Source organism: Macrococcus armenti (genome assembly GCF_020097135.1).
In the GTDB taxonomy this organism is placed as follows: domain Bacteria; phylum Bacillota; class Bacilli; order Staphylococcales; family Staphylococcaceae; genus Macrococcoides; species Macrococcoides armenti.
Map to the genome: position 1 here is coordinate 537,416 of NZ_CP083608.1, position 21,749 is coordinate 559,164.

The 21,749-nt window shown below is 36.6% G+C and carries 20 protein-coding genes; all 20 read left to right on the forward strand.

Annotated elements, in window-relative coordinates; all coding sequences use genetic code 11:
* The first annotated feature begins 28 nt into the window (after positions 1–28).
* The 20 genes from LAU42_RS02930 (at position 29) to LAU42_RS03025 (ending at position 21,749) form a co-directional block, all read left to right on the forward strand.
* Positions 29–1,234, forward strand: coding sequence for a DEAD/DEAH box helicase family protein (locus LAU42_RS02930; RefSeq protein WP_224184202.1), 1,206 nt, complete (start codon positions 29–31; stop codon positions 1,232–1,234).
* Positions 1,215–1,895, forward strand: coding sequence for a ComF family protein (locus tag LAU42_RS02935; protein ID WP_224184203.1), 681 nt, complete (start codon positions 1,215–1,217; stop codon positions 1,893–1,895). Before LAU42_RS02930 ends, LAU42_RS02935 begins: the two co-directional genes overlap by 20 nt.
* Before the next feature lie 63 nt (positions 1,896–1,958).
* Positions 1,959–2,519: a ribosome hibernation-promoting factor, HPF/YfiA family gene (hpf, locus tag LAU42_RS02940; protein WP_224184204.1), complete on the forward strand. Its 561-nt coding sequence runs from the start codon at positions 1,959–1,961 to the stop codon at positions 2,517–2,519.
* A gap of 161 nt (positions 2,520–2,680) precedes the next feature.
* On the forward strand, positions 2,681–5,209 hold the full coding sequence (secA, locus tag LAU42_RS02945; protein ID WP_224184205.1) for a preprotein translocase subunit SecA: 2,529 nt from the start codon (positions 2,681–2,683) through the stop codon (positions 5,207–5,209).
* A 6-nt stretch (positions 5,210–5,215) separates the two neighbouring features.
* Positions 5,216–6,317, forward strand: a protein-coding gene (gene prfB, locus LAU42_RS02950) for a peptide chain release factor 2 (RefSeq protein ID WP_420908209.1) whose coding sequence is annotated in 2 segments (ribosomal slippage) — positions 5,216–5,278 and positions 5,280–6,317 — 1,101 coding nt in all. Because the reading frame shifts where the segments join, the coding sequence is not laid out codon by codon here.
* A gap of 72 nt (positions 6,318–6,389) precedes the next feature.
* Positions 6,390–6,701, forward strand: a complete 312-nt coding sequence (gene cccB / locus LAU42_RS02955) for a cytochrome c551 (protein WP_224184207.1) — start codon at positions 6,390–6,392, stop codon at positions 6,699–6,701.
* A 270-nt stretch (positions 6,702–6,971) separates the two neighbouring features.
* The gene (locus LAU42_RS02960; RefSeq protein WP_224184208.1) at positions 6,972–7,934 is read left to right on the forward strand and encodes a LysM peptidoglycan-binding domain-containing protein; all 963 of its coding nucleotides are present in this window, start codon (positions 6,972–6,974) and stop codon (positions 7,932–7,934) included.
* A gap of 219 nt (positions 7,935–8,153) precedes the next feature.
* The gene (locus LAU42_RS02965; protein WP_224184209.1) at positions 8,154–8,597 is read left to right on the forward strand and encodes a CHAP domain-containing protein; all 444 of its coding nucleotides are present in this window, start codon (positions 8,154–8,156) and stop codon (positions 8,595–8,597) included.
* Positions 8,598–8,666: 69 nt separating this feature from the next.
* On the forward strand, positions 8,667–9,212 hold the full coding sequence (locus LAU42_RS02970) for a TlpA family protein disulfide reductase (protein WP_224184210.1): 546 nt from the start codon (positions 8,667–8,669) through the stop codon (positions 9,210–9,212).
* A gap of 10 nt (positions 9,213–9,222) precedes the next feature.
* On the forward strand, positions 9,223–9,867 hold the full coding sequence (locus LAU42_RS02975; protein WP_224184211.1) for a YfbR-like 5'-deoxynucleotidase: 645 nt from the start codon (positions 9,223–9,225) through the stop codon (positions 9,865–9,867).
* Entirely contained in the window at positions 9,864–10,100 is a 237-nt protein-coding gene (locus tag LAU42_RS02980) for a DUF2198 family protein (RefSeq protein ID WP_224184212.1), read from the forward strand. Before LAU42_RS02975 ends, LAU42_RS02980 begins: the two co-directional genes overlap by 4 nt.
* A 105-nt stretch (positions 10,101–10,205) precedes the next feature.
* Positions 10,206–12,182: an excinuclease ABC subunit UvrB gene (gene uvrB, locus LAU42_RS02985; RefSeq protein WP_224184213.1), complete on the forward strand. Its 1,977-nt coding sequence runs from the start codon at positions 10,206–10,208 to the stop codon at positions 12,180–12,182.
* A gap of 4 nt (positions 12,183–12,186) precedes the next feature.
* On the forward strand, positions 12,187–15,006 hold the full coding sequence (gene uvrA / locus LAU42_RS02990; protein WP_224184214.1) for an excinuclease ABC subunit UvrA: 2,820 nt from the start codon (positions 12,187–12,189) through the stop codon (positions 15,004–15,006).
* Between the two features lie 122 nt (positions 15,007–15,128).
* Positions 15,129–16,058: an HPr(Ser) kinase/phosphatase gene (gene hprK, locus LAU42_RS02995; RefSeq protein WP_224184215.1), complete on the forward strand. Its 930-nt coding sequence runs from the start codon at positions 15,129–15,131 to the stop codon at positions 16,056–16,058.
* A gap of 2 nt (positions 16,059–16,060) precedes the next feature.
* Positions 16,061–16,900, forward strand: a complete 840-nt coding sequence (lgt, locus tag LAU42_RS03000; RefSeq protein ID WP_224184216.1) for a prolipoprotein diacylglyceryl transferase — start codon at positions 16,061–16,063, stop codon at positions 16,898–16,900.
* Positions 16,878–17,351 (forward strand): acyltransferase, encoded by a 474-nt coding sequence (locus LAU42_RS03005; RefSeq protein WP_224184217.1) that lies wholly within the window; start codon positions 16,878–16,880, stop codon positions 17,349–17,351. The genes lgt and LAU42_RS03005 overlap by 23 nt, the downstream gene beginning before the upstream one ends.
* 19 nt (positions 17,352–17,370) lie before the next feature.
* Positions 17,371–18,789, forward strand: a complete 1,419-nt coding sequence (locus tag LAU42_RS03010; RefSeq protein WP_224184218.1) for a tetratricopeptide repeat protein — start codon at positions 17,371–17,373, stop codon at positions 18,787–18,789.
* Positions 18,790–18,842: 53 nt separating this feature from the next.
* Positions 18,843–19,772 carry a thioredoxin-disulfide reductase gene (gene trxB, locus LAU42_RS03015; RefSeq protein WP_224184219.1) on the forward strand — a complete coding sequence of 310 codons (930 nt, stop codon included), beginning with the start codon at positions 18,843–18,845 and terminating at the stop codon, positions 19,770–19,772.
* A gap of 95 nt (positions 19,773–19,867) precedes the next feature.
* A complete protein-coding gene (gene rapZ, locus LAU42_RS03020; RefSeq protein ID WP_224184220.1) occupies positions 19,868–20,770 on the forward strand; it encodes an RNase adapter RapZ in 903 nt (300 codons plus the stop codon).
* Positions 20,757–21,749: a gluconeogenesis factor YvcK family protein gene (locus LAU42_RS03025; RefSeq protein WP_224184221.1), complete on the forward strand. Its 993-nt coding sequence runs from the start codon at positions 20,757–20,759 to the stop codon at positions 21,747–21,749. The genes rapZ and LAU42_RS03025 overlap by 14 nt, the downstream gene beginning before the upstream one ends.

A 21,749-nucleotide genomic window follows, 5' to 3' on the forward strand; every position in this document is an offset into this window, starting at 1 on the left:
AAGTGTGCTATTTTTTATGGAGGAAATTATGTTATTGAAAATTGGCACAGAAGGGACAGTGCATTCTGTCGTGCGTCACAATGGTAAGTGTCTTTGTAATTTCTGTATGAATAATTATTTGTTTGGTACTTACTTTCATCATGGTCTTCAAAAAGAAATAACATACTGCCGCGTTTGTCTAATGCATTATGCAACAACTGAAAACTACATTATCAGTGAAGATTTTGAGCGACAAAAGGAATTGATAAAGTTAAATATCCCGTTTGAATTAACGGATCAGCAAAAGCGTGCCAGTCAGTATATTGTAGATCAATTTCATAAAAGAGAAGAAAGTTTGCTATATGCTGTTACTGGTGCAGGAAAAACAGAAATGATGCTGCAGTCAGTAGTTGAAGCACGCAGCATAGGATGTAATGTGCTCATTACTGCGCCACGCACGGATGTCGTTAAAGAATTGGCGCTTCGCCTGAGTGATTACATGCCAGGTACACAGATTGATGTGCTGTATGCTGGGCACTACAACATTACAAATAGCAGACTTGTTATTGCTACAGTTCATCAGCTGGCGATCTATCAGCAGCACTTCGATCTTGTTATTGTTGATGAGATTGATGCATTTCCACTGAATTGTGATAAACGGCTGGATAAACTGCTGAGACGTGCACTAACGCCTGATGGTACGATGATTTATTTATCAGCGACACCGCCCGATAGATTACTTAAGCTCCCTCATATATATTTGCCATCAAGATATCACCACAGAGCGTTACCTGTACCGAAGCTTAAATATTACCGTGTAACTGTAAAGTCACTTTCACACCGTCTGAAATCAATTACGGATACGACGCTAATATTTTTCAGCGATATTAAACAGATGGAGCAACTTTATGAAGCATTGGATGAATCTATCAAACAAAATGGCACGATTGTGTATTCAGATGATAATGATCGCCATGATAAAGTAGCGAAAATACGCGCAGGAAAATATAAATTTATATTTACGACAACGATATTAGAACGTGGATTTACGAAAGAGCATTTATCTGTCTGGGTCATTAATAGTGAACAATTTAGTTGGGATGCACTTGTTCAGATTGCGGGGCGTGTTGACAGAAAAGGGAGTGAGCACAATGGAACAGTTTATTACTTTCATGAAGGAGTGAGTGCGCAGATGAATAAAGCGATAACAACAATAAAAAGGATGAATCAAAAGCATGAAGACAAGATGCATTAATTGTGAAGCGCATATCCATATGAATTTGTGTATTGAGCAGTTGTTTCAACCACCACAAAAATTATGTGAACGATGCCTTGCACAATTTAAAATCGAAAAAATCGAACGGTGCCCAAAATGTCACAAAAGACTAGCAGCAAACGAAACGGTTTGTATCGATTGTAAATTTCTAGAGCGATTTAATAAAACGATAGATAAAATTCATATTATAAGTGACTATAACCCGTTTGTTAAATCAATGTTACTTAAATATAAAGGATTCTATGATTTTGTGTTATGCGAAGCCTTTGCAGAAGTATTGCTGCATCATTATAAACCCCGCTTCTTCTGGCAGTTTGATTATGTAATTGCGATGCCCGTATCGGAAGAACGATTGAACGTACGAGGGTTTAATCAAATAGTAGCGATACTTAATGCGGCGAATATAAAACACCATGATATATTAAAAACACATTATAGAGATAAACAGTCATATTTAACGAAGAAAGAGCGATTACAGCAGCGTAATCCATTTTACATGTCTGGAGAAATTAAGGAAAATGCACGTATATTACTCATAGATGATATTTATACAACAGGGTTAACAGTTTACCAGGCGGCGAGTGTATTATTATCCAATAAAGATTGTTCAGTTGAAGTGTTAGCGTTTGCAAGAGCCTGAATATTTGGTAAAATAGAAGTAGGAAGAAACATCATAAGAATAGTTTCAAAGGAGCGATGCTTTATGTTTAGATTTGAAATTCATGGTGATAACATCACTGTAACTGACGCAATTAGAAATTACATCGAGGAGAAATTAAGCAAACTTGAAAGATACTTTACTAACGTGCCGGAAGCGAATGCACATGTAAAGATTAAAACTTATCAAGATGGTAAATCTAAAGTTGAAGTAACTATTCCTCTTAAGGATGTAACATTACGTGCAGAAGAACGTCATGATGACCTTTATGCAGGTGTTGACTTAATCGTTGAGAAATTAGAACGTCAGATGCGTAAACATAAAACTAAAGTAAACCGTAAATTCCGTGAAAAAGGTGTTGAGAAAGATATCTTTGCAGTATTACCGGAAGTAGATCAGGAAGAAGAGAAGGGCGAAGAGATTGAAATCATCCGTTCTAAACAATTCGATTTAAAACCGATGGATGCTGAAGAAGCGGTACTACAAATGAATATGTTAGGACATGATTTCTTCATCTTCAACGATGCGGAAACAAATGATACTAATATTGTATACAGACGTAAAGATGGCAAGTATGGATTAATCGAAACTACTGTTCAACGCTAATGACGTTATAACCGGGACATATGTCCCGGTTATTTTATTTTGAGTATAGAAATCGAGGCAACACGTGCTAATTTTGACTTAAATATTTCTAATCATACACAATCCGTGCTATAGTTATATGTTGTATACAAATGTACTTTGTAACTAAAGGAGAGAACACGATGGGATTTATTAAGAAGATGTTTGACGGCAATAAAAAAGAAGTAAAATCTTTAAGAAAAGTTGCTGATCAAGTTCAATCATATGAAGCTGAAATGAAAGCTTTATCAGATGAAGCATTACAAAATAAAACGAAAGAATATCAAGCGGAACTACAGAAAATAGAAGATTATAAAAAACAAGAAGCATATTTAGATAAAATCCTACCTGAAGCATATGCTGTTGTGCGAGAAGCATCACGTCGTGTCCTTGGAATGTTCCCGTTCCCGGTACAGATTATGGGGGGGACTGCGATTCATCGTGGTGACATCGCAGAGATGAGAACCGGTGAAGGTAAAACGTTAACTGCGACGATGCCAGTTTATTTAAATGCACTTACAGGGCGCGGTGTTCACGTTGTTACAGTCAATGAATATTTATCAAGTGTACAAGCTGAAGAAATGGCACACTTATATAATTTTTTAGGATTAACAGTTGGTGTCAATCTAAACAGTTTAACGACTGAGGAAAAACGTGCTGCATATGCATGTGACATTACATACAGCACAAATAATGAGCTTGGTTTTGACTATTTAAGAGATAACATGGTGACGTATAAAGAAGAGCGTGTGATGCGTCCGTTGAACTTCGCGATTATCGATGAGGTAGACTCGATTTTAATTGATGAGGCACGTACACCTTTAATTATTTCGGGCCAGGCTGAAAAGTCAACGAGTATGTATATTCAGGCAAATGTATTCGTAAAAATGCTAAAAGACGAAGTAGATTACAATTACGATGAGAAAACAAAAGGTATTCAGCTTACTGAAGAAGGAATTGACAAAGCAGAGCGTATGTTTAAAGTCGATAACTTGTATGACGTTAAAAACGTAAACTTAATGCACCATATTAATATAGCCTTAAAAGCACACCGTTCAATGTTACGTGATATCGATTACGTCGTAGAAGATGGTGAAATTGTGATCGTTGACCAGTTTACAGGTCGAACGATGGCAGGGCGCCGATTCTCTGAAGGATTACATCAGGCAATTGAGGCGAAAGAAGCCGTTGAAATTCAAAATGAATCTAAAACGATGGCGTCGATTACATTCCAGAACTTCTTCCGTATGTATAATAAATTATCAGGTATGACAGGGACAGCAAAGACAGAGGAAGAAGAATTACTGAACATTTATAATATGGCTGTAACTCAGATTCCTACAAACAGACCTGTACAACGTATTGATGGTGCTGACTTAATTTATGCTTCAGAAAAGGGGAAATTCCATGCTGTTGTAGATGAAGTCATCCGTCGTCATAAAGAAGGGCAACCTGTATTATTAGGTACTGTAGCTGTTGAAACGAGTGAATATATTTCTGAACTCTTAAAGAAAAAAGGGATTCGTCATAACGTATTAAACGCGAAAAACCATGAGCGTGAAGCTGAAATTGTTCATAATGCCGGACAAAAAGGTGCAGTGACGATAGCGACAAACATGGCCGGTCGTGGTACCGACATTAAACTAGGTGAAGGTGTACAGGAAATCGGTGGTTTAGCTGTAATCGGTACAGAACGTCATGAGTCACGCCGTATCGATGATCAGTTACGAGGTCGTGCAGGTCGTCAAGGTGATCCTGGTTATTCAAGGTTCTACTTATCACTTCAGGATGAACTAATGGTTCGTTTCGGTTCAGAAAGAATGTCAGCAATGATGACGAAACTTGGTATGAACGATGATCAGCCAATAGAGTCTAAAATGGTGTCACGTGCTGTTGAATCAGCGCAAAAACGTGTTGAAGGAAATAACTATGATAGCCGTAAACGTACATTAGAATACGATGATGTATTACGTAAACAACGTGAAATTATATATGCCGAGCGAAATGAAATTTTAGAAACTGAAGATTGTTCAGAACAAGTGAAATCTATGATTGAACAGTCTGTTCGTCGAGCCGTTGATTATCATTTTACCAGTGAAGAAACAACACATGATTACGAAACATTTAAAAATTATGTTGAAGATATGTATTTAACAGAAGGTGCTTTATCAATCGATGAAATTAATCGTCGCGACTCAGAAGAAATCTTTGATATCGTTATGAATAAAGTAAAAGTGCAGTATGCAAATCAGCAGGAAGAGCTAGAAGAACAGTTCCATGAATTTGAACGTATGATTATGCTAAGAACTATTGATATGAAGTGGACAGATCATATCGATACGATGGATCAATTACGTACAGGAATTCATTTACGAAGTTATGGCCAAATTAACCCTCTACGAGAATATCAGAATGAAGGTTTAACTTTATTTGATCATATGCTCGAATCAATTGAAGATGATGTTTCGAAATATATTCTTAAATCAGTAATTGATAAAGGTGATCAAGTTGAACGTGAGCAAGTGGCTCAAGGTGAGGCGATGGTAGCAAATGATGGTAAAGAGAAAATGAAGAAGCAACCTAAAGTAAAAACTGAGCCTGATATTGGTCGTAACGATCCTTGTCCATGCGGTAGCGGCAAAAAGTATAAAAATTGTCACGGAAGAGAGTAGATTAGTTTGGAACAATTTGAAATTAAAAATAATATAGAATCATTAACCGATAAAATAAACAGTTTCAGGGGGTCTCTTTGACTTAGATGATAAAGAGACGAACATTCAGGAATATGAAGAAATGATGGCAGATCCTGATTTTTGGAATGATGGTGAAAAAGCGCAGGATATCATCAATAAGAATAATGCGCTGAAGTCTGTCGTTCAAGATTTCAAATTACTCGAAGAAACGCTTGAAAATTGTGAAGTATTATTTGAAATGTATAAAGAAGAACAAGACGCTGACACGCATGAAGAATTAGTTAATCAGTTGAACACGTTATCCTCATCAGTAAATGACTTTGAACTTAAAATGTTATTAAGCGGGGAATTTGATGCGAATAATGCCATTTTAGAATTACATCCCGGTGCAGGCGGTACTGAGTCACAGGATTGGGGAGAAATGCTTCTTAGAATGTATCAGCGTTTTGCAGATAAGAAAGGGTTCAAAGTAGAAACGTTAGATTATTTACCGGGAGATGAAGCGGGTATTAAAAGTGTTACGCTTCTCATTAAAGGATATAATGCATATGGCTACTTAAAAGCAGAAAAGGGCGTGCACCGTCTCGTTAGAATTTCACCGTTCGATTCTTCAGGTCGACGTCATACTTCTTTTGTATCATGTGATGTTACACCGGAGTTTGATAACGATAATATTGAAATTGAAGTTAATAATGAAGATATTAAAGTAGATACGTACCGTGCAAGTGGTGCTGGTGGTCAGCACGTTAACACGACGGATTCGGCTGTTCGTATAACCCACCAGCCGACTGGTATTGTGGTGACATGTCAGAATGAACGTTCTCAAATTAAAAATAGAGAACAGGCAATGAAGATGTTAAAAGCTAAACTCTACCAAAGAAAAATAGAGGAACAGGAAGCTGAACTTGCAGCAATTCGCGGTGAACAGAAAGAAATCGGTTGGGGTAGCCAGATTCGTTCGTATGTTTTTCATCCATATTCGATGGTCAAAGATCATCGTACTAATGCTGAAACGGGCAATACAGGCGCTGTAATGGATGGAGATTTAGATTTATTTATCGATGCATATTTAAAAAGTCAGCTTTAATATGATGTTAATTTCCTTTTGTATACATAATGATATATAATGGAAATAACGAATAATTAGGGGGGCTTAATAATGAAAAAGTTATATGCAGGTGTCGTAGCGTTATCAGTATTAGGGCTAACAGCATGCGGTGGAAATGAACCAGAAAAAAAGACAACATCATCAGATCCTGGTGCAGAAATTTATGCGAATAATTCATGTGTAGGATGTCATGGTAGAGATTTAGAAGGTGCAAGTGGACCGAACCTACAGAAAGTAGGTAGCAAATTATCAGAGAAAGAAATCCATGACATTATTATTAATGGAAAAGGTAGTATGCCGGGTAAAGTAGTAGACGGTGAAGATGCTGACAAAGTTGCAAAGTATTTAGCGAAACAAAAATAATATTAATAAACGCAATACGGTATATTCCGTATTGCGTTTTTATTTAATAATAACAATTTTGTAATAGTTACAATAGGACAGTTAGCGAAATTTCTGAAACATTACATACTGTGTTAGCCGGGTAACGATTATATTACAATAACATTACAATGCTTAAATCGTGATTTTATTATGGTATATTAACTCCTGTAGAAAAATTCTAAATAAAAACTTAGTTGATTAAATAATAATTAACATGAATAAGATAAAACTCAGGAGGCAACACATATAATGAAAAAAGCATTAGTAACAGTAGCAGGAATCACAGCGATTACAGGAGTAGCATCACAAGCATTTGCAAGTGAATACAACGTTAAATCTGGTGATTCATTATGGGCGATTGCACAAGAGAATGGTACAAGTGTTGATGCACTTAAAGCATTAAACAACTTAGACGGCGATCTTATTTTAGTTGGTCAAAAATTAAAAGTAGAAGATACTAAAACATATACAGTTAAAAAAGGTGACACTTTAAAATCAATCGCTTCACAATTTGATTTAACAGTTGAAGATTTAATGAACTGGAACAACTTAACTTCAGATATCATTGAAGTAGGAACAGAGTTAAAACTTACAGCACCTGAATCAAATGGTGAAGTTAAAGCTGAAACTTCAGATGTTCAAACAGTAACTCAAACAGCAGCACAAGTTGAAGCACCTGTTGCAGCATCAGAGCCTACACAAACTTATGAAGCACCAACACAGCAATCATATACACAATCATACGAAGCACCGGCTCAACAATCTTATCAAGCACCAGCACAACAATCTTACCAAGCGCCAGCACAACAATCATACAAAGCGCCAGCACAACAATCATACAAAGCGCCAGCGCGTTCTTACAACACACCTGTTAACGGTAACATTGCTCAAATCGCAAACAGTGTAGCAGCTGGAAAATCATACGTATATGGTGCAAACTCTGCTTCTGCAGTAGATTGTTCAGCATTCGCACAACAAGTATTAGCAGCACAAGGAAAATCAATTCCACGTACAACATATGCTCAAATGGCAGCAGGTACACGTGTATCAACACCACAAGCTGGAGATTTAGTATACTTCAATGGTGGTAGCCACGTAGGTGTATACATTGGTAATGGTCAAATGGTTGACGCTCTAAACCCATCTGAAGGTATTGGTCAACGCTCAGTAAGTTACGTAAACGGTTCAGTTGACGGATATTACCGTTTCTAATAATATTAAATAAATCCCATGGAATGATATTCATCCCATGGGATTTATTTATATTAAAAAAGAAAAATTAAATTAATACATAATAATGCAATAATTACGTAATATTGTGAACTAGTATTTTATTAATATTAACGGTTTATTACATGTAAGTTACATTGAATATTTGTGCGTCATTGTATGGTACTATCAGTTTAGTTAATATAAGTGGAGGCGCAACAAATGAAAAAAGTACTATTATCAATCATTGCTGTTTTTATGTTACTTTCAGCTGGAGAGCACGTAAATTCAAATGTACCGGTAGCAGAAGCTGCGTACTACAATCCAATTAAAAAAGCAGGCTACAATTATTATTATAGAGGTAGCTGTGTATATTACGCATTCAATAGACGTGCGCAATTAAAACGTCCTGTTTCAAATGCATGGGGAAGTGCGAAATATTGGCCGAACAATGCGAGACGTATGGGCTATAAAGTAAGTCGTACACCTGTTAAAGGATCAGTTTTAATTTCACAATTAGGTTATCATGGACATGCTGCAGTAGTAGAACGCATCAATAGAAATGGAAGCATTCTCGTTTCAGAAATGAATTATCCACGTTCAGGTGTAAAGACATACCGCACAATTTCTAAATCACAACGTGGACAATATCAATATATATATTAATATTCATATAAACCTTACACACATTACGTGATGTAAGGTTTTTTTGTTATAATGACGTTGAGGTGGAATATGAGAAAATTAATTACAATACTATTGTCGTTACTCTTTATATCTTTAGCAGTATACTCAATCTATACAGTTATTCAGTTTAACCAATCAAAAAACCAAATCTCAAATAAGAATATAGTTTCACATGAACATCCTGTGAATGGTAAAAACATCGGGGATATTTCAGTAACGGATTTTAATAATCATACATATAAGTTGAAAGAAACGTTAAAGCATGATATTAATATTATCAATATGTGGGCGTCATGGTGTGAACCTTGTAATAAGGAAATGCCGGAACTTATTCACTATGATCAGCAAAAACCGAATCATGTTGGTCTTATCGGATTGAATGTGCAGGATAAACCGGATAAGCGTGATGCATTTATTAAAAAGTACGGTCCGGATTATCCAATGTACAGTTTATCTGAAGAAATTACGAAACAATATAAGTTTACATATGTTCCAACGACACTGTTTGTAGATAAAGAGGGTAAAGTTTTAAAGACGTATATCGGAGAGTTAAATCAGTCACAAATAGAGAATATAATTCAGCAAATCGATTAGGAGTGATGAAATGGGTGTTCATCAATATTTTAAAAGTTTATCAGATCTGGAAAAGTTAATACGCTGTCCCGGTAAGTTTAAATATCAGGAACATAATGTTGCGGCACACTCATTCAAAGTCACTAAAATTGCGCAGTATTTAGCGACTGTAGAAGAATATAATGGTACACAAATAAATTGGAAAAGTGTTTATGAGAAAGCACTGAACCATGATTATCCTGAAATCTTTACAGGTGATATTAAAACGCCTGTGAAGTATGCATCTAAAGAATTAAAAAGGCTGTTCAGTGAAGTTGAAGAAGAAATGATTGGTAAGTTTATCGATAGTGAATTTCCTGAACAATACCGTAAGATATATCATGAACGTCTGAAAGAGGGTAAAGATGATACGATAGAAGGGCAAATTCTTGCAGTAGCAGATAAGATTGATTTACTTTATGAATCGTTCGGTGAAATACAAAAACGTAATCCAGAACCGTTATTTTTTGAAATATATGATAAGAGTTTGCGTACAATTATTCAGTTCAGTCATTTACATTGCGTTCAGGACTTTCTGAACAATATTTTACCTGATATGTTACAGGAGAAATTTATTCCGAGATCAGAACTACGCGAGATTACGATGGCAATTCTGCAGCAAAAGGAAAATGAATGATGGCGGTATGGTATATTCTTGCAAGCTTGTTACCTGCGCTAATGGTCGTTTGTTTCAGCATGATTGTGCGCAGTAAATACATGGGGTTATTTCTATCTGTAATTGTCATTGGTGTATCTGTATATGAAGGATTTTTTCATTCGCAGATGATCGTCTTTCTCGATACATTAAGTTTAATTGTAGGTTATTTGTTTGTTGAGATGTATCAACTTGATAAAGAAAATCAAATATAACGATAATAAGAAAACGATTTTTCGTTTTCTTTTTTATTTACGAACAAATGTTTGTACCTTGTTCATTAAATTTGGTAAAATGTAAATCGATAAGGAGGGGCTTAAATGGAACATCATGAGTTTAAGATTCATTCAGATTATAAACCTGCAGGTGATCAACCTGAGGCGATAGATAAGATTGTTAAAGGAATTAAAGATGGAAAGCGTCATCAGACGTTACTCGGTGCAACAGGTACAGGGAAAACGTTTACGATGAGCAACGTTATAGAGCGAGTAGGGAAACCGACGTTAATAATGGCGCATAACAAAACTTTAGCAGGCCAGCTCTATAGTGAGTTTAAGGAATTTTTTCCTGATAATAGAGTTGAATACTTTGTAAGTTACTATGATTATTACCAACCAGAAGCTTATGTCCCTTCGACAGATACGTTTATTGAGAAAGATGCGTCCATTAATGACGAAATTGACAAGTTGCGACATTCTGCAACGAGCGCTCTATTTGAGCGTGACGATGTCATTATCATATCAAGCGTAAGCTGTATTTATGGTTTAGGTAATCCGGAAGAGTACCGCGATTTAGTTGTCAGCGTGCGTGTCGGAATGGAAATGGAACGCAATCAACTGTTAAGGAAGCTTGTAGATGTTCAGTATACACGTAACGATATCGATTTTCGTCGTGGTACATTTCGTGTACGAGGAGACGTTGTAGAGATTTTCCCTGCATCACGTGATGAACAATGTATACGTGTTGAGTTTTTCGGTGATGAAATTGAACGTATTAGAGAGATTAATTATTTAACAGGTGAAGTGCTAAAGGAAAGAGAACATTTTGCAATTTTCCCGGCAAGTCACTTCGTTACGCGAGAAGAGAAGATGAAGCTTGCGATAGAACGTATTGAAAAGGAGCTTGAAGAACAGCTAAAGAAGTTTCGTGACGAAGGGAAACTGTTAGAGGCACAGCGCCTTGAACAACGTACAAATTATGATCTTGAAATGATGCGGGAAATGGGCTTTTGCTCAGGTATTGAGAACTATTCACTGCATTTAACATTACGTCCAAGAGGATCAACGCCGTACACTTTACTTGATTATTTTGGTGATGACTGGTTGATTATGATGGATGAGTCACATGTTACAGTACCGCAAGTTCGTGGTATGTATAATGGTGACCAGGCGAGAAAGAACGTGCTTGTTGAACATGGTTTCAGATTGCCGAGTGCACTGGACAACAGACCACTTAAATTTGAAGAGTTTGAACAGAAAGGACATCAATTCTTATACGTTTCAGCAACACCTGGACCATATGAAATTGAACATACAGATGAGATGGTCGAACAAATTATCCGACCTACCGGTTTGCTGGATCCAATTATTGAAATTCGCCCGACAGAGCATCAAATAGATGATCTTATGGAAGAAATACGTCTTCGTGTTGAAAAGAATGAACGTGTTCTCATCACAACACTTACGAAAAAAATGAGTGAAGATTTAACAACGTATCTGAAAGAAGCGGGTGTTAAAGTTAATTATCTTCATTCAGAGATTAAGACGTTAGAACGTATAGAGATTATACGTGACTTAAGACTCGGTGTATTTGATGTACTTGTTGGTATTAACTTGTTAAGAGAAGGGCTCGACATACCTGAAGTATCACTCGTTGCAATACTTGACGCTGATAAGGAAGGATTTTTACGTAGTCAGCGTTCACTTATTCAGACAATCGGACGTGCAGCACGTAATGAAGAAGGGCGCGTCATTATGTATGCAGATAAGATTACAGACTCTATGCAGTTTGCAATTGATGAAACGTCACGTCGTCGCTCTATTCAGGAGGCATACAATAAAGAACATGGCATTACGCCGAAAACAATCAATAAGAAGATTCGAGATGTAATCAGTGCAACTGTAGAAGTAGAAGACACAGCACCGATAGACAAACCGAAGAAGAAGTTAACGAAGAAAGAACGTATACGCATGATTGAACAAATTGAGCACGAAATGAAAGAAGCAGCGAAAGCGTTAGACTTCGAACGTGCGACAGAACTCAGAGATGCACTCTTTGAGTTAAAGGCAGAAGGGTGAGTACATGAAAAATAAATCAATTATCGTTAAGGGCGCAAGAGCCCATAATTTAAAAAATGTAGATATTGAAATTCCGAGAGATAAACTTGTTGTAATGACAGGCTTATCTGGTTCAGGAAAATCAAGTTTAGCATTTGATACGATATACGCTGAAGGACAACGCAGATATGTTGAGTCATTAAGTGCGTATGCAAGACAGTTTCTAGGGCAGATGGATAAACCTGATGTAGATACGATTGAAGGTTTGTCGCCGGCAATTTCAATCGATCAGAAAACAACAAGTAAAAATCCGCGTAGTACAGTCGCGACAGTAACGGAAATTTATGATTACTTAAGGTTATTGTATGCGCGTATCGGTGTACCATACTGCCCAGAACACGGTGTACCGATTGAATCACAAACCGTACAGCAAATGGTAGATCAAGTAATGGCGCTTGAGGAACGTACAAAGATTCAAGTAATGGCACCAATTGTTCAAGGGCGTAAAGGGACACATAAAAAACTGATAGAAGATATATCTAAAAAAGGTTATGCACGTATTATGGTTGATGGTGAAGTACATGATGTATCTGATGAAATAGAGCTCGATAAAAATAAAAATCATGATATATTCGTTGTCATTGATAGACTGGTCGTTAAACAAGGTATTGAAGCGCGACTTGCAGATTCAATAGAGAATGCATTGAAGCTAGCTGAAGGTAATGTCGTAATCGATATTATTGGCGGCAATCCACTTAAGTTTTCAGAACACCATGCGTGTCCGATATGCGGTTTTTCAATTGATAAACTTGAACCAAGAATGTTTTCGTTTAATAGTCCATTCGGTGCATGTCCGGATTGCGACGGCCTCGGAACGAAGTTGACTGTCGATTTAAATCTTGTAATTCCAGATGATACAAAATCGCTTGCAAATGGTGCGTTAGTACCGTGGGAACCAATTAGCTCAAACTATTATCCGACATTATTGAAACAAGCTTGTAAACATTTTGGCATTTCAATGAAGGCGCCATTTAAAGATTTATCGAAGAAGGAACAGAATATTATTTTATATGGCCATGAAGATGACATTACATTTACATTTAAACAGGATAATGGTGTAACACGTAAACGCGTTATGAAATATGAAGGTATCGTAATGAATATTGAACGTCGTTACAAAGAGAGCCCGTCAGAGTATACACGTGAACAGATGAAGAAATATATGGCTGATGAAGCGTGTCATACGTGTCATGGCTATCGTTTATCTAAAGAAGCAATGAGCGTTAAAATTAATAATCAGCATATCGGGGAAGTTGTCACGATGTCGATTGGAGAAGCGCTTGATTACTTCAACAACTTACAGTTAACAGAGAAAGAACAGCAAATTGCTGCACTCGTACTTAAAGAAATTACTGAACGATTATCGTTTTTATATAATGTCGGCCTCGAATATTTAACGCTAAATCGTGCAGCTGGAACGTTATCAGGTGGAGAAGCACAGCGTATTCGTCTGGCAACTCAAATTGGTTCCCGACTGACTGGCGTAATGTATGTACTGGATGAACCTTCTATCGGTTTACATCAACGAGATAATGATCGATTAATTGAAACATTAAAGTCGATGCGTGATATCGGTAATACTTTGATTGTTGTTGAGCATGATGAGGATACGATGCTTGCTGCGGATTATCTTATAGATATTGGTCCTGGTGCAGGTGTGCATGGGGGAGAAATCGTAGCACAAGGGACACCGAAACAAGTGATGAAAAATAAAAAATCACTTACAGGACAATATTTAAGTGGTGATAAAAAAATTGAACTTCCTGAAACACGACGCCATCCTGACGGAAGATTTTTAACGATTGAAGGGGCATCGAGTAACAACTTAAAAGCTGTTGATGCTAAAATCCCACTCGGTATGATGACTGTTGTAACGGGCGTATCAGGTTCCGGTAAAAGTACGCTCGTAAATGATGTGCTCTATAAAGCATTAGCGCAAAAATTATACAAAACGAAAGAAAAGCCTGGACCGCATAAAGCGGTTAAAGGGATTGAACATATCGATAAAATCATCGATATTGATCAGTCACCTATCGGCCGTACACCAAGATCCAACCCCGCAACATATACGAGCCTTTTTGATGATATACGTGATGTGTTTGCTCAGACGAACGAAGCGAAATTACGTGGCTATCAGAAAGGCCGCTTCAGCTTTAATGTTAAAGGCGGAAGATGTGAAGCATGTCACGGTGATGGTATTATAAAGATCGAAATGCATTTCTTACCTGATGTGTATGTACCATGTGAAGTGTGTAATGGTAAGCGATATAATCGTGAAACGCTGGAAGTGAAATATAAAGACAAAAACATTGCAGATATTTTAGAGATGACGATTGAAGATGCTTATCATTTCTTTGAGAATATACCGAAGATTAAACGTAAACTAAAGACGATTATTGATGTAGGACTCGGATATATTCAGTTAGGACAACCTGCAACGACGCTTTCTGGTGGAGAAGCACAACGTGTGAAACTTGCTTCTGAGCTGCATAAGCGCAGTACAGGTAAGACGCTTTACATTTTAGATGAACCGACAACAGGTCTGCATGTCGATGATATTGCACGTTTATTGAAAGTGCTCGAACAATTAGTAGAAAACGGAGATACAGTACTTATAATTGAACATAACTTAGATGTTATTAAAATGGCAGACTATATAATCGACCTGGGACCTGAAGGTGGAGATAAAGGTGGACAAATTATAGCAGAAGGAACGCCAGAACATATTATGCAAGTTCGTGAATCGTATACTGGTCAATATTTGAAACAACATGTGAATAAATAGATAGTTTTTACACGACTAAAAATGTAATACATTTTTAGTCGTGTTTTATTATAAGGTGAATAAAAATTGTAAATTGAATTGAATTTATTTAATATGAATAGTAAGAGAAAGTGGGGAAAATAATGATTACTAGTATAGAGTTGATTGATAAGTTTGATTTAAAGTTTTTAGCAGGGAATGTTGCGATTGAAATTCCGGTTGCAAATGCAGATATTTCAAGACCGGGTTTAGAGATGGCCGGCTTCTTCTCCCATTATTCATCAGATAGAATTCAAATTCTAGGTACGACAGAAATGTCCTTCTTTGAAACATTATCGAAAGAAGAACGAAGTGAACGTATGGTAAAGCTTTGCCGAAATGAAACACCATGTATTATATTATCAAGAGATATTCCTGCACCTCAGGAGTTAATTGACGCATGTAATCGAAAAGGAACGCCTTTACTTCAAAGCAAAGAAGCGACGACGAGTTTAATTAGTAAAATCACATCATATTTAGAGAGCGAACTTGCACCTGAAACAACAATGCACGGGGTATTAGTTGATGTTTATGGTGTAGGGGTTCTTATTACAGGAGATTCAGGTGTCGGTAAAAGTGAAACAGCACTTGAACTCGTAAAACGTGGTCATCGCCTAGTAGCAGATGATAATGTTGAGATAAAAGAAGTATCTCGTAATGTATTAATGGGTAAAGCACCGAAACTGATTGAACACTTACTTGAAATACGTGGACTCGGCATTATTAATGTGATGACACTGTTTGGAGCAGGAAGTGTATTGCCGGAGAAACGGTTAATGCTTAATATTAACTTAGAAATATGGGGAAAAGATAAAGTATATGACCGTATCGGTTTAATTGAAGAGAAACTGACGATACTGGATTCAGAAATTACTAAGAAAACAGTACCGGTCAGACCTGGTCGAAACTTAGCGGTTATTATCGAAGTTGCAGCGATGAACTATCGTCTTAATAAGATGGGAACGAACACAGCTAAAGATTTTAATGATCGTTTGAACGAACAAATCAGAAAGCAATCAATAAAGGAGATTTAATTATGGCACCATTTGATCCAACAGCGTTTGAAATCTTTGGTTACCCAGTAAGATGGTACGGCATTATTATTGCATGTGGTATATTAATCGGATATATCATTGCACAAAAAGAAACGGAACGAAAGCATTTTAAAGATGACACATTAATTGATATCGTCATGTGGTCAATCGTTTCGGGTATTATTTGTGCACGAATATACTATGTTGCATTTAAGTGGGATTATTATTATAATCATGTATCTGAAATTCCGCTCATCATGAATGGCGGCATTGCGATACATGGCGGTTTGATTGGTGCAATCGGAATGGCGTATTTATTATGCAGAAGAAAGAATATATCGTTTTTCCAGCTCGGAGATATCGCTGCACCAAGTATAATACTTGGACAGGCTATTGGGCGATGGGGGAACTTTATGAACCAGGAAGCCCATGGTGGAGAAGTTACGCGTCAGTTCCTCGAGTCACTGCATTTACCTGAGTTTATTATTAATCAGATGAATATTGACGGAACATATTATCATCCGACATTTTTATATGAATCAGTGTGGAGTATCATCGGTTTTATTATATTGTTATTATTACGTAATCATTTGAAGATTGGTCAGACATTTTTACTTTATGGTATTTGGTATTCCATCGGCCGTTTTTTTGTCGAAGGTTTGCGAACGGATAGTTTAATGCTGACAAACCATTTACGCATAGCGCAAGTAATTTCAATTGTCATTATGCTTGTTGCAGCAGCAGTATGGATTTATCGTAATTACAAATATCAGCTGCCAAAGTACGGAGCAGTCAATACCCCTATAAGGAGTGCGCACTATGCGAAAGACAGAGCGCTTTAAAGTTGACGGTGTAAATCCGCTCTGGCAAATGTATAAGACGGTATCATTTTTTAAAGTGTGTCGTAATTTTATCGTAATTGAGCTCTGTCGCTTTTTACCATCAGTGAAATGGAAACATGTATTATTACGTAAATGTCTGAAAATGAAACTAGGACGAAATGTATCTTTTGCATATAAAGCGATGCCGGACCTCATGTTCCCGGAAATGATTGAAATCGGGGAAAACAGTGTAGTGGGTTATAATGCAACGATATTAGCCCATGAATATTTAATTGAGGAATACCGTATCGGAAAAGTTATCATCGGAAGTAACGTTTTAATTGGTGCAAATGCTACAATATTACCAGGTGTAACAATTGGTGATGGTGCAATCGTCGGGGCGATGACAGTCGTGAGTAAGGACGTACCACCAGGAGGATTTGCATTCGGTAATCCGATGCAGTTGAAATAAAAAGATGGAGGTGAGATGGATGGGTGATGTAATCCGTTTTCCGGTAAATGAAGATGAATATTATAAAATAGGTTTAAAGAAACAAGGAGAACGTCTTTATGAAGAAGCCATCTCATTTTTCATTAAATCATTAAACTTAAATCATAAGTATGATACTGTTCAGCAAATTGCAAACTGTTTTTCAGAATTAGGGAAATATGAAAAAGCACAGCATTATTTGCTGGAATATTTAAAAGATGACTTCAATGAAGATGATGTATTCTATGATTTAAGCCAGCTCTATATAAAACAGCGCGATCCAAATAAAGCATTTTTGTTTGGTATGTATTACTGCCTGCTGAGTGACGATATGAATTATCTTGATGAACTTACACAATTATTTGAAGTTGTGTATAAAGATGTAACAAAAGTTGAAGTTGAGAGTGAAAATTTTGTCGTACATTTTATATTCCAGTATTTCTTTGAGCATATGAATTATGAACTTGCACTGGAATGGATTGAGTTTCAGCCGTATGACATACAAAAACGTACGGAAATTCGAAACTTAAAAGCGATGACATTACTCTTTAGCGGAAAGTATAACGAAGCATCTAAAATTTTAAAACAATTACTTGAAGAAAATCCCGCAGATATTAATGCCCTTTGTCACTATACGCTACTCCTTTATAACACGCATCAGACAGAACTTTATACAGTGTATTTAAAAAAATTACGCACGATCATTCCGATGAATGATGATGAGAAATTTAAGCTTGGCATCGTGCTGAACTTCCTGAAAGAATATATGGAATCATATCAATTATTATTTCCATTATATCAAAAAGGAAAATATCGAAATTCTCAAATGTTGCATGCGTTAAGCTATTCCAGTTATGAATTAGGCTATACAGCACAATCGGATCAGTTTTTCTCACAGTTAAGTGAACTTGTCAGTAACCCTGGGATGAGTCCTCGTAAACGTGCTGAAGGTGAATTTTACATTCATCAGACAATTATGCCACTTCTTAATGATAACGATCGTTATCGTCGACTTATCGGCATATTTTTACTATCTAAAGTTGAAGATAAAACGTTAATGATTAATCAGGATGTATGGCGTCTTCTAGATGCAATGCCGGATTACGAGAAATTGTATTTATCTTATATTTTTCATAATATTCAGCTCGTTAAACTGGATTTCATTCATAAAGGACTTGAATTAATACATCGCCATATAAATCAAATTGCATTGATGGAGCGATGGATTGATATAGCGGAAACAGTAATTGAGCATAAGATGGATCTTAAACAAGTGAATGCATATGTCGCAGTGTGTTATTTCATATTTGAACGTGCGCATGATGACAAGTTATCAAAACGCGCTGCAATCGAATTATTTGGAACGACGCGCTATCATTTTATGAAAGTCTATAATCAGTTTAAGCAAATTAATATTTAATAAAGCAGATATCATGTATATTATAAGTACTGATAAAATATGGAGGTATTGCAATGAGTGAAATGAAAACATACGATGTAATTATTGTAGGCGCAGGACCTGCGGGTATGACTGCAGCAGTATATGCATCACGCGCAAACTTATCAACGATCATGATTGAAAGAGGTATGCCTGGTGGACAGATGGCAAATACAGCGGATGTTGAAAACTTCCCTGGCTTTGACATAATTACTGGACCGGATTTATCAACTAAAATGTTTTCTCATGCACAGAAGTTCGGTGCAGAGTATGCTTACGGTGATATTAAGAATATTACAATCGAAGGCGATGACAAAATTGTTGATTTAGGTGATAAACAACTGAAAGCAAAAGTGGTCATTATCGCAACTGGTGCAGAGTACAAGAAGATTGGTGTGCCTGGTGAAGCTGAATTAGGCGGACGCGGTGTATCTTACTGTGCTGTATGTGATGGTGCATTCTTTAAACAGAAGAATTTAGTCGTTATTGGTGGTGGCGATTCAGCTGTTGAAGAAGGTGTATACTTAACGAAGTTTGCTGATAAAGTAACGATTATTCATAGAAGAGATAAATTAAGAGCACAAAAAATATTACAGGACCGTGCATTCAAGAACGATAAAATTGATTTTATCTGGAACAGTACTTTACAATCTATTAATGAAAAGGATGGCAAAGTAGGTTCTGTAACATTACTTGATAATGAAGGCAACGAATCAGTCGTTGAAACGGATGGTGTGTTTGTATATATCGGAATGCAGCCATTAACGAAACCGTTCGAACATCTAGGTATTACTGATGAAACGGGATATATTGTGACGAATGAAGAAATGGAAACAAATATTCCAGGTATTTTTGCAGCAGGTGATGTTAGACAGAAGAAACTTCGCCAAATCGTAACAGCAACAGGTGACGGAAGTATTGCAGCACAAAATGCCCAGCACTATATTGAAAGTTTAAATGATTAATTTTTAAACGTAATCTTAAATTATAGATACGCAACTACTGCGTGTCTATTTTTATGAATTCATGTAGAATAAATATAAATGAAGGAGGAATCGCCATGTTAAATGATGATACGTATAAACGTTTAGTAATCGTGACCGGAATGAGTGGTGCAGGTAAAAGTGTAGCAATTCAATGTCTTGAAGATTTAGGTTATTTCTGTGTGGATAATTTACCACCAATTTTATTACCGAAGTTTATTGAGTTAATGAACAACAACAATGAATCAATGTCACGCGTAGCAATTGGCGTTGATTTACGAGGTAAAGATTTCTTTAATAGCTTGCAGGACGAAATTCAAAATATCATTAATTTAAATGATATATTAGTACAAATACTGTTCGTTGAAGCAAATGATCAAGTGCTCGTTTCAAGATACAAAGAAACAAGAAGAACACATCCACTGCAAAATAATATTTCTCTTATTGATGCGATTCAGGAAGAACATAAGTTACTTGCTGATTTAAGAGGCGTTGCAACGCATATTATCGATTCATCTGAATTTAAACCGAAAGCATTAAGATCTAAAGTAATCGAAATATTTGGTGCGGGTAAAGACAATATATTCACAATTAATGTGATGAGCTTTGGTTTTAAACACGGATTACCGATTGATGCGGATATCGTATTTGATGTGAGATTCTTACCAAATCCATATTATATTGAAGAGATGAGGAAGTTAACAGGACTTGATTCTATCGTTTATGATTATGTCATGAAATGGAAAGAAACTGAAATGTTCTATCAGAAGCTTATTGATTTATTGAAGTTTGTTATCCCCGGCTATATGCGCGAAGGGAAGAGCCAAGTTATTATAGCAATTGGATGTACCGGTGGACAACATCGCTCAGTCGCATTAACAGAACGTATTAGCAATGAATTAAAGGACTTCTTTGACTTTGAACTTCACACTCGCCATAGAGATGCGCATATTGAAGGAATTGTAAATGAAAAGGCTTAAAGTCTGCCTTATCGGAGGTGGAACAGGGCTTTCTGTTATGGCGAGAGGACTTAAAGAGTATCCTGTTGATATTACGGCAATCGTAACCGTAGCCGACGATGGTGGTAGCACCGGTAAAATAAGAGACGTAATGGATATTCCGGCGCCCGGTGATATTAGAAACGTTCTTGCAGCACTGAGCGATGTTGAACCGATGCTTGAGAAGCTATTTCAGTACCGATTTAATTCAGATACATTAGGTGGGCATCCGGTTGGGAATTTAATGCTTGCAGCAATGACAGATGTTACGAGCGATTTCGGTCATGCAGTAAAAGAATTAAGTAAAATATTAAATGTAAGAGGGACTGTCATACCATCTACAAACACAAGTCCGATATTAAATGCAGTGATGGAAGATGGGGAAATTGTCGTTGGTGAATCACTTATACCTTTAAAACTTAAAAAAATTGATAGTGTATTTTTAACGCCGAGCTGTATTAAACCGATGGATGAAGCAGTGGATGCTGTATTAGAAGCAGACTTGATAGTGATGGGACCAGGAAGTTTATATACAAGTATTATTCCGAATCTTGTTATACGGGAACTTGGAGACGCAATTATTAAAAGTGAAGCGAAAAAGTTATATGTCGCAAATATTATGACACAGCCAGGTGAAACGACAGGCTACACGGTATCAGACCATATTGAGGCAATTCATAAACATGTCACATCACCATTTATTCAATTTGTAATCGCAAATGAACTCGTCCTCACAAATAAGATAAATGAAAATTACGCGAAGCGAAATTCTAAATTTGTAACGTGCGATTCAGAAAGAATTAAAGCGATGGGCATTGAGCTGATTACAGATGATGGCTTAGTAGAAATTAACGAAGAAGGTGCTGTACGACATAACAACGAAGTTCTCGCAGATATGATTTATGAATTAGCATTAAGTGAAATCAGTACAATTGAATTCACTCAGAAAGAGGGAGAATAA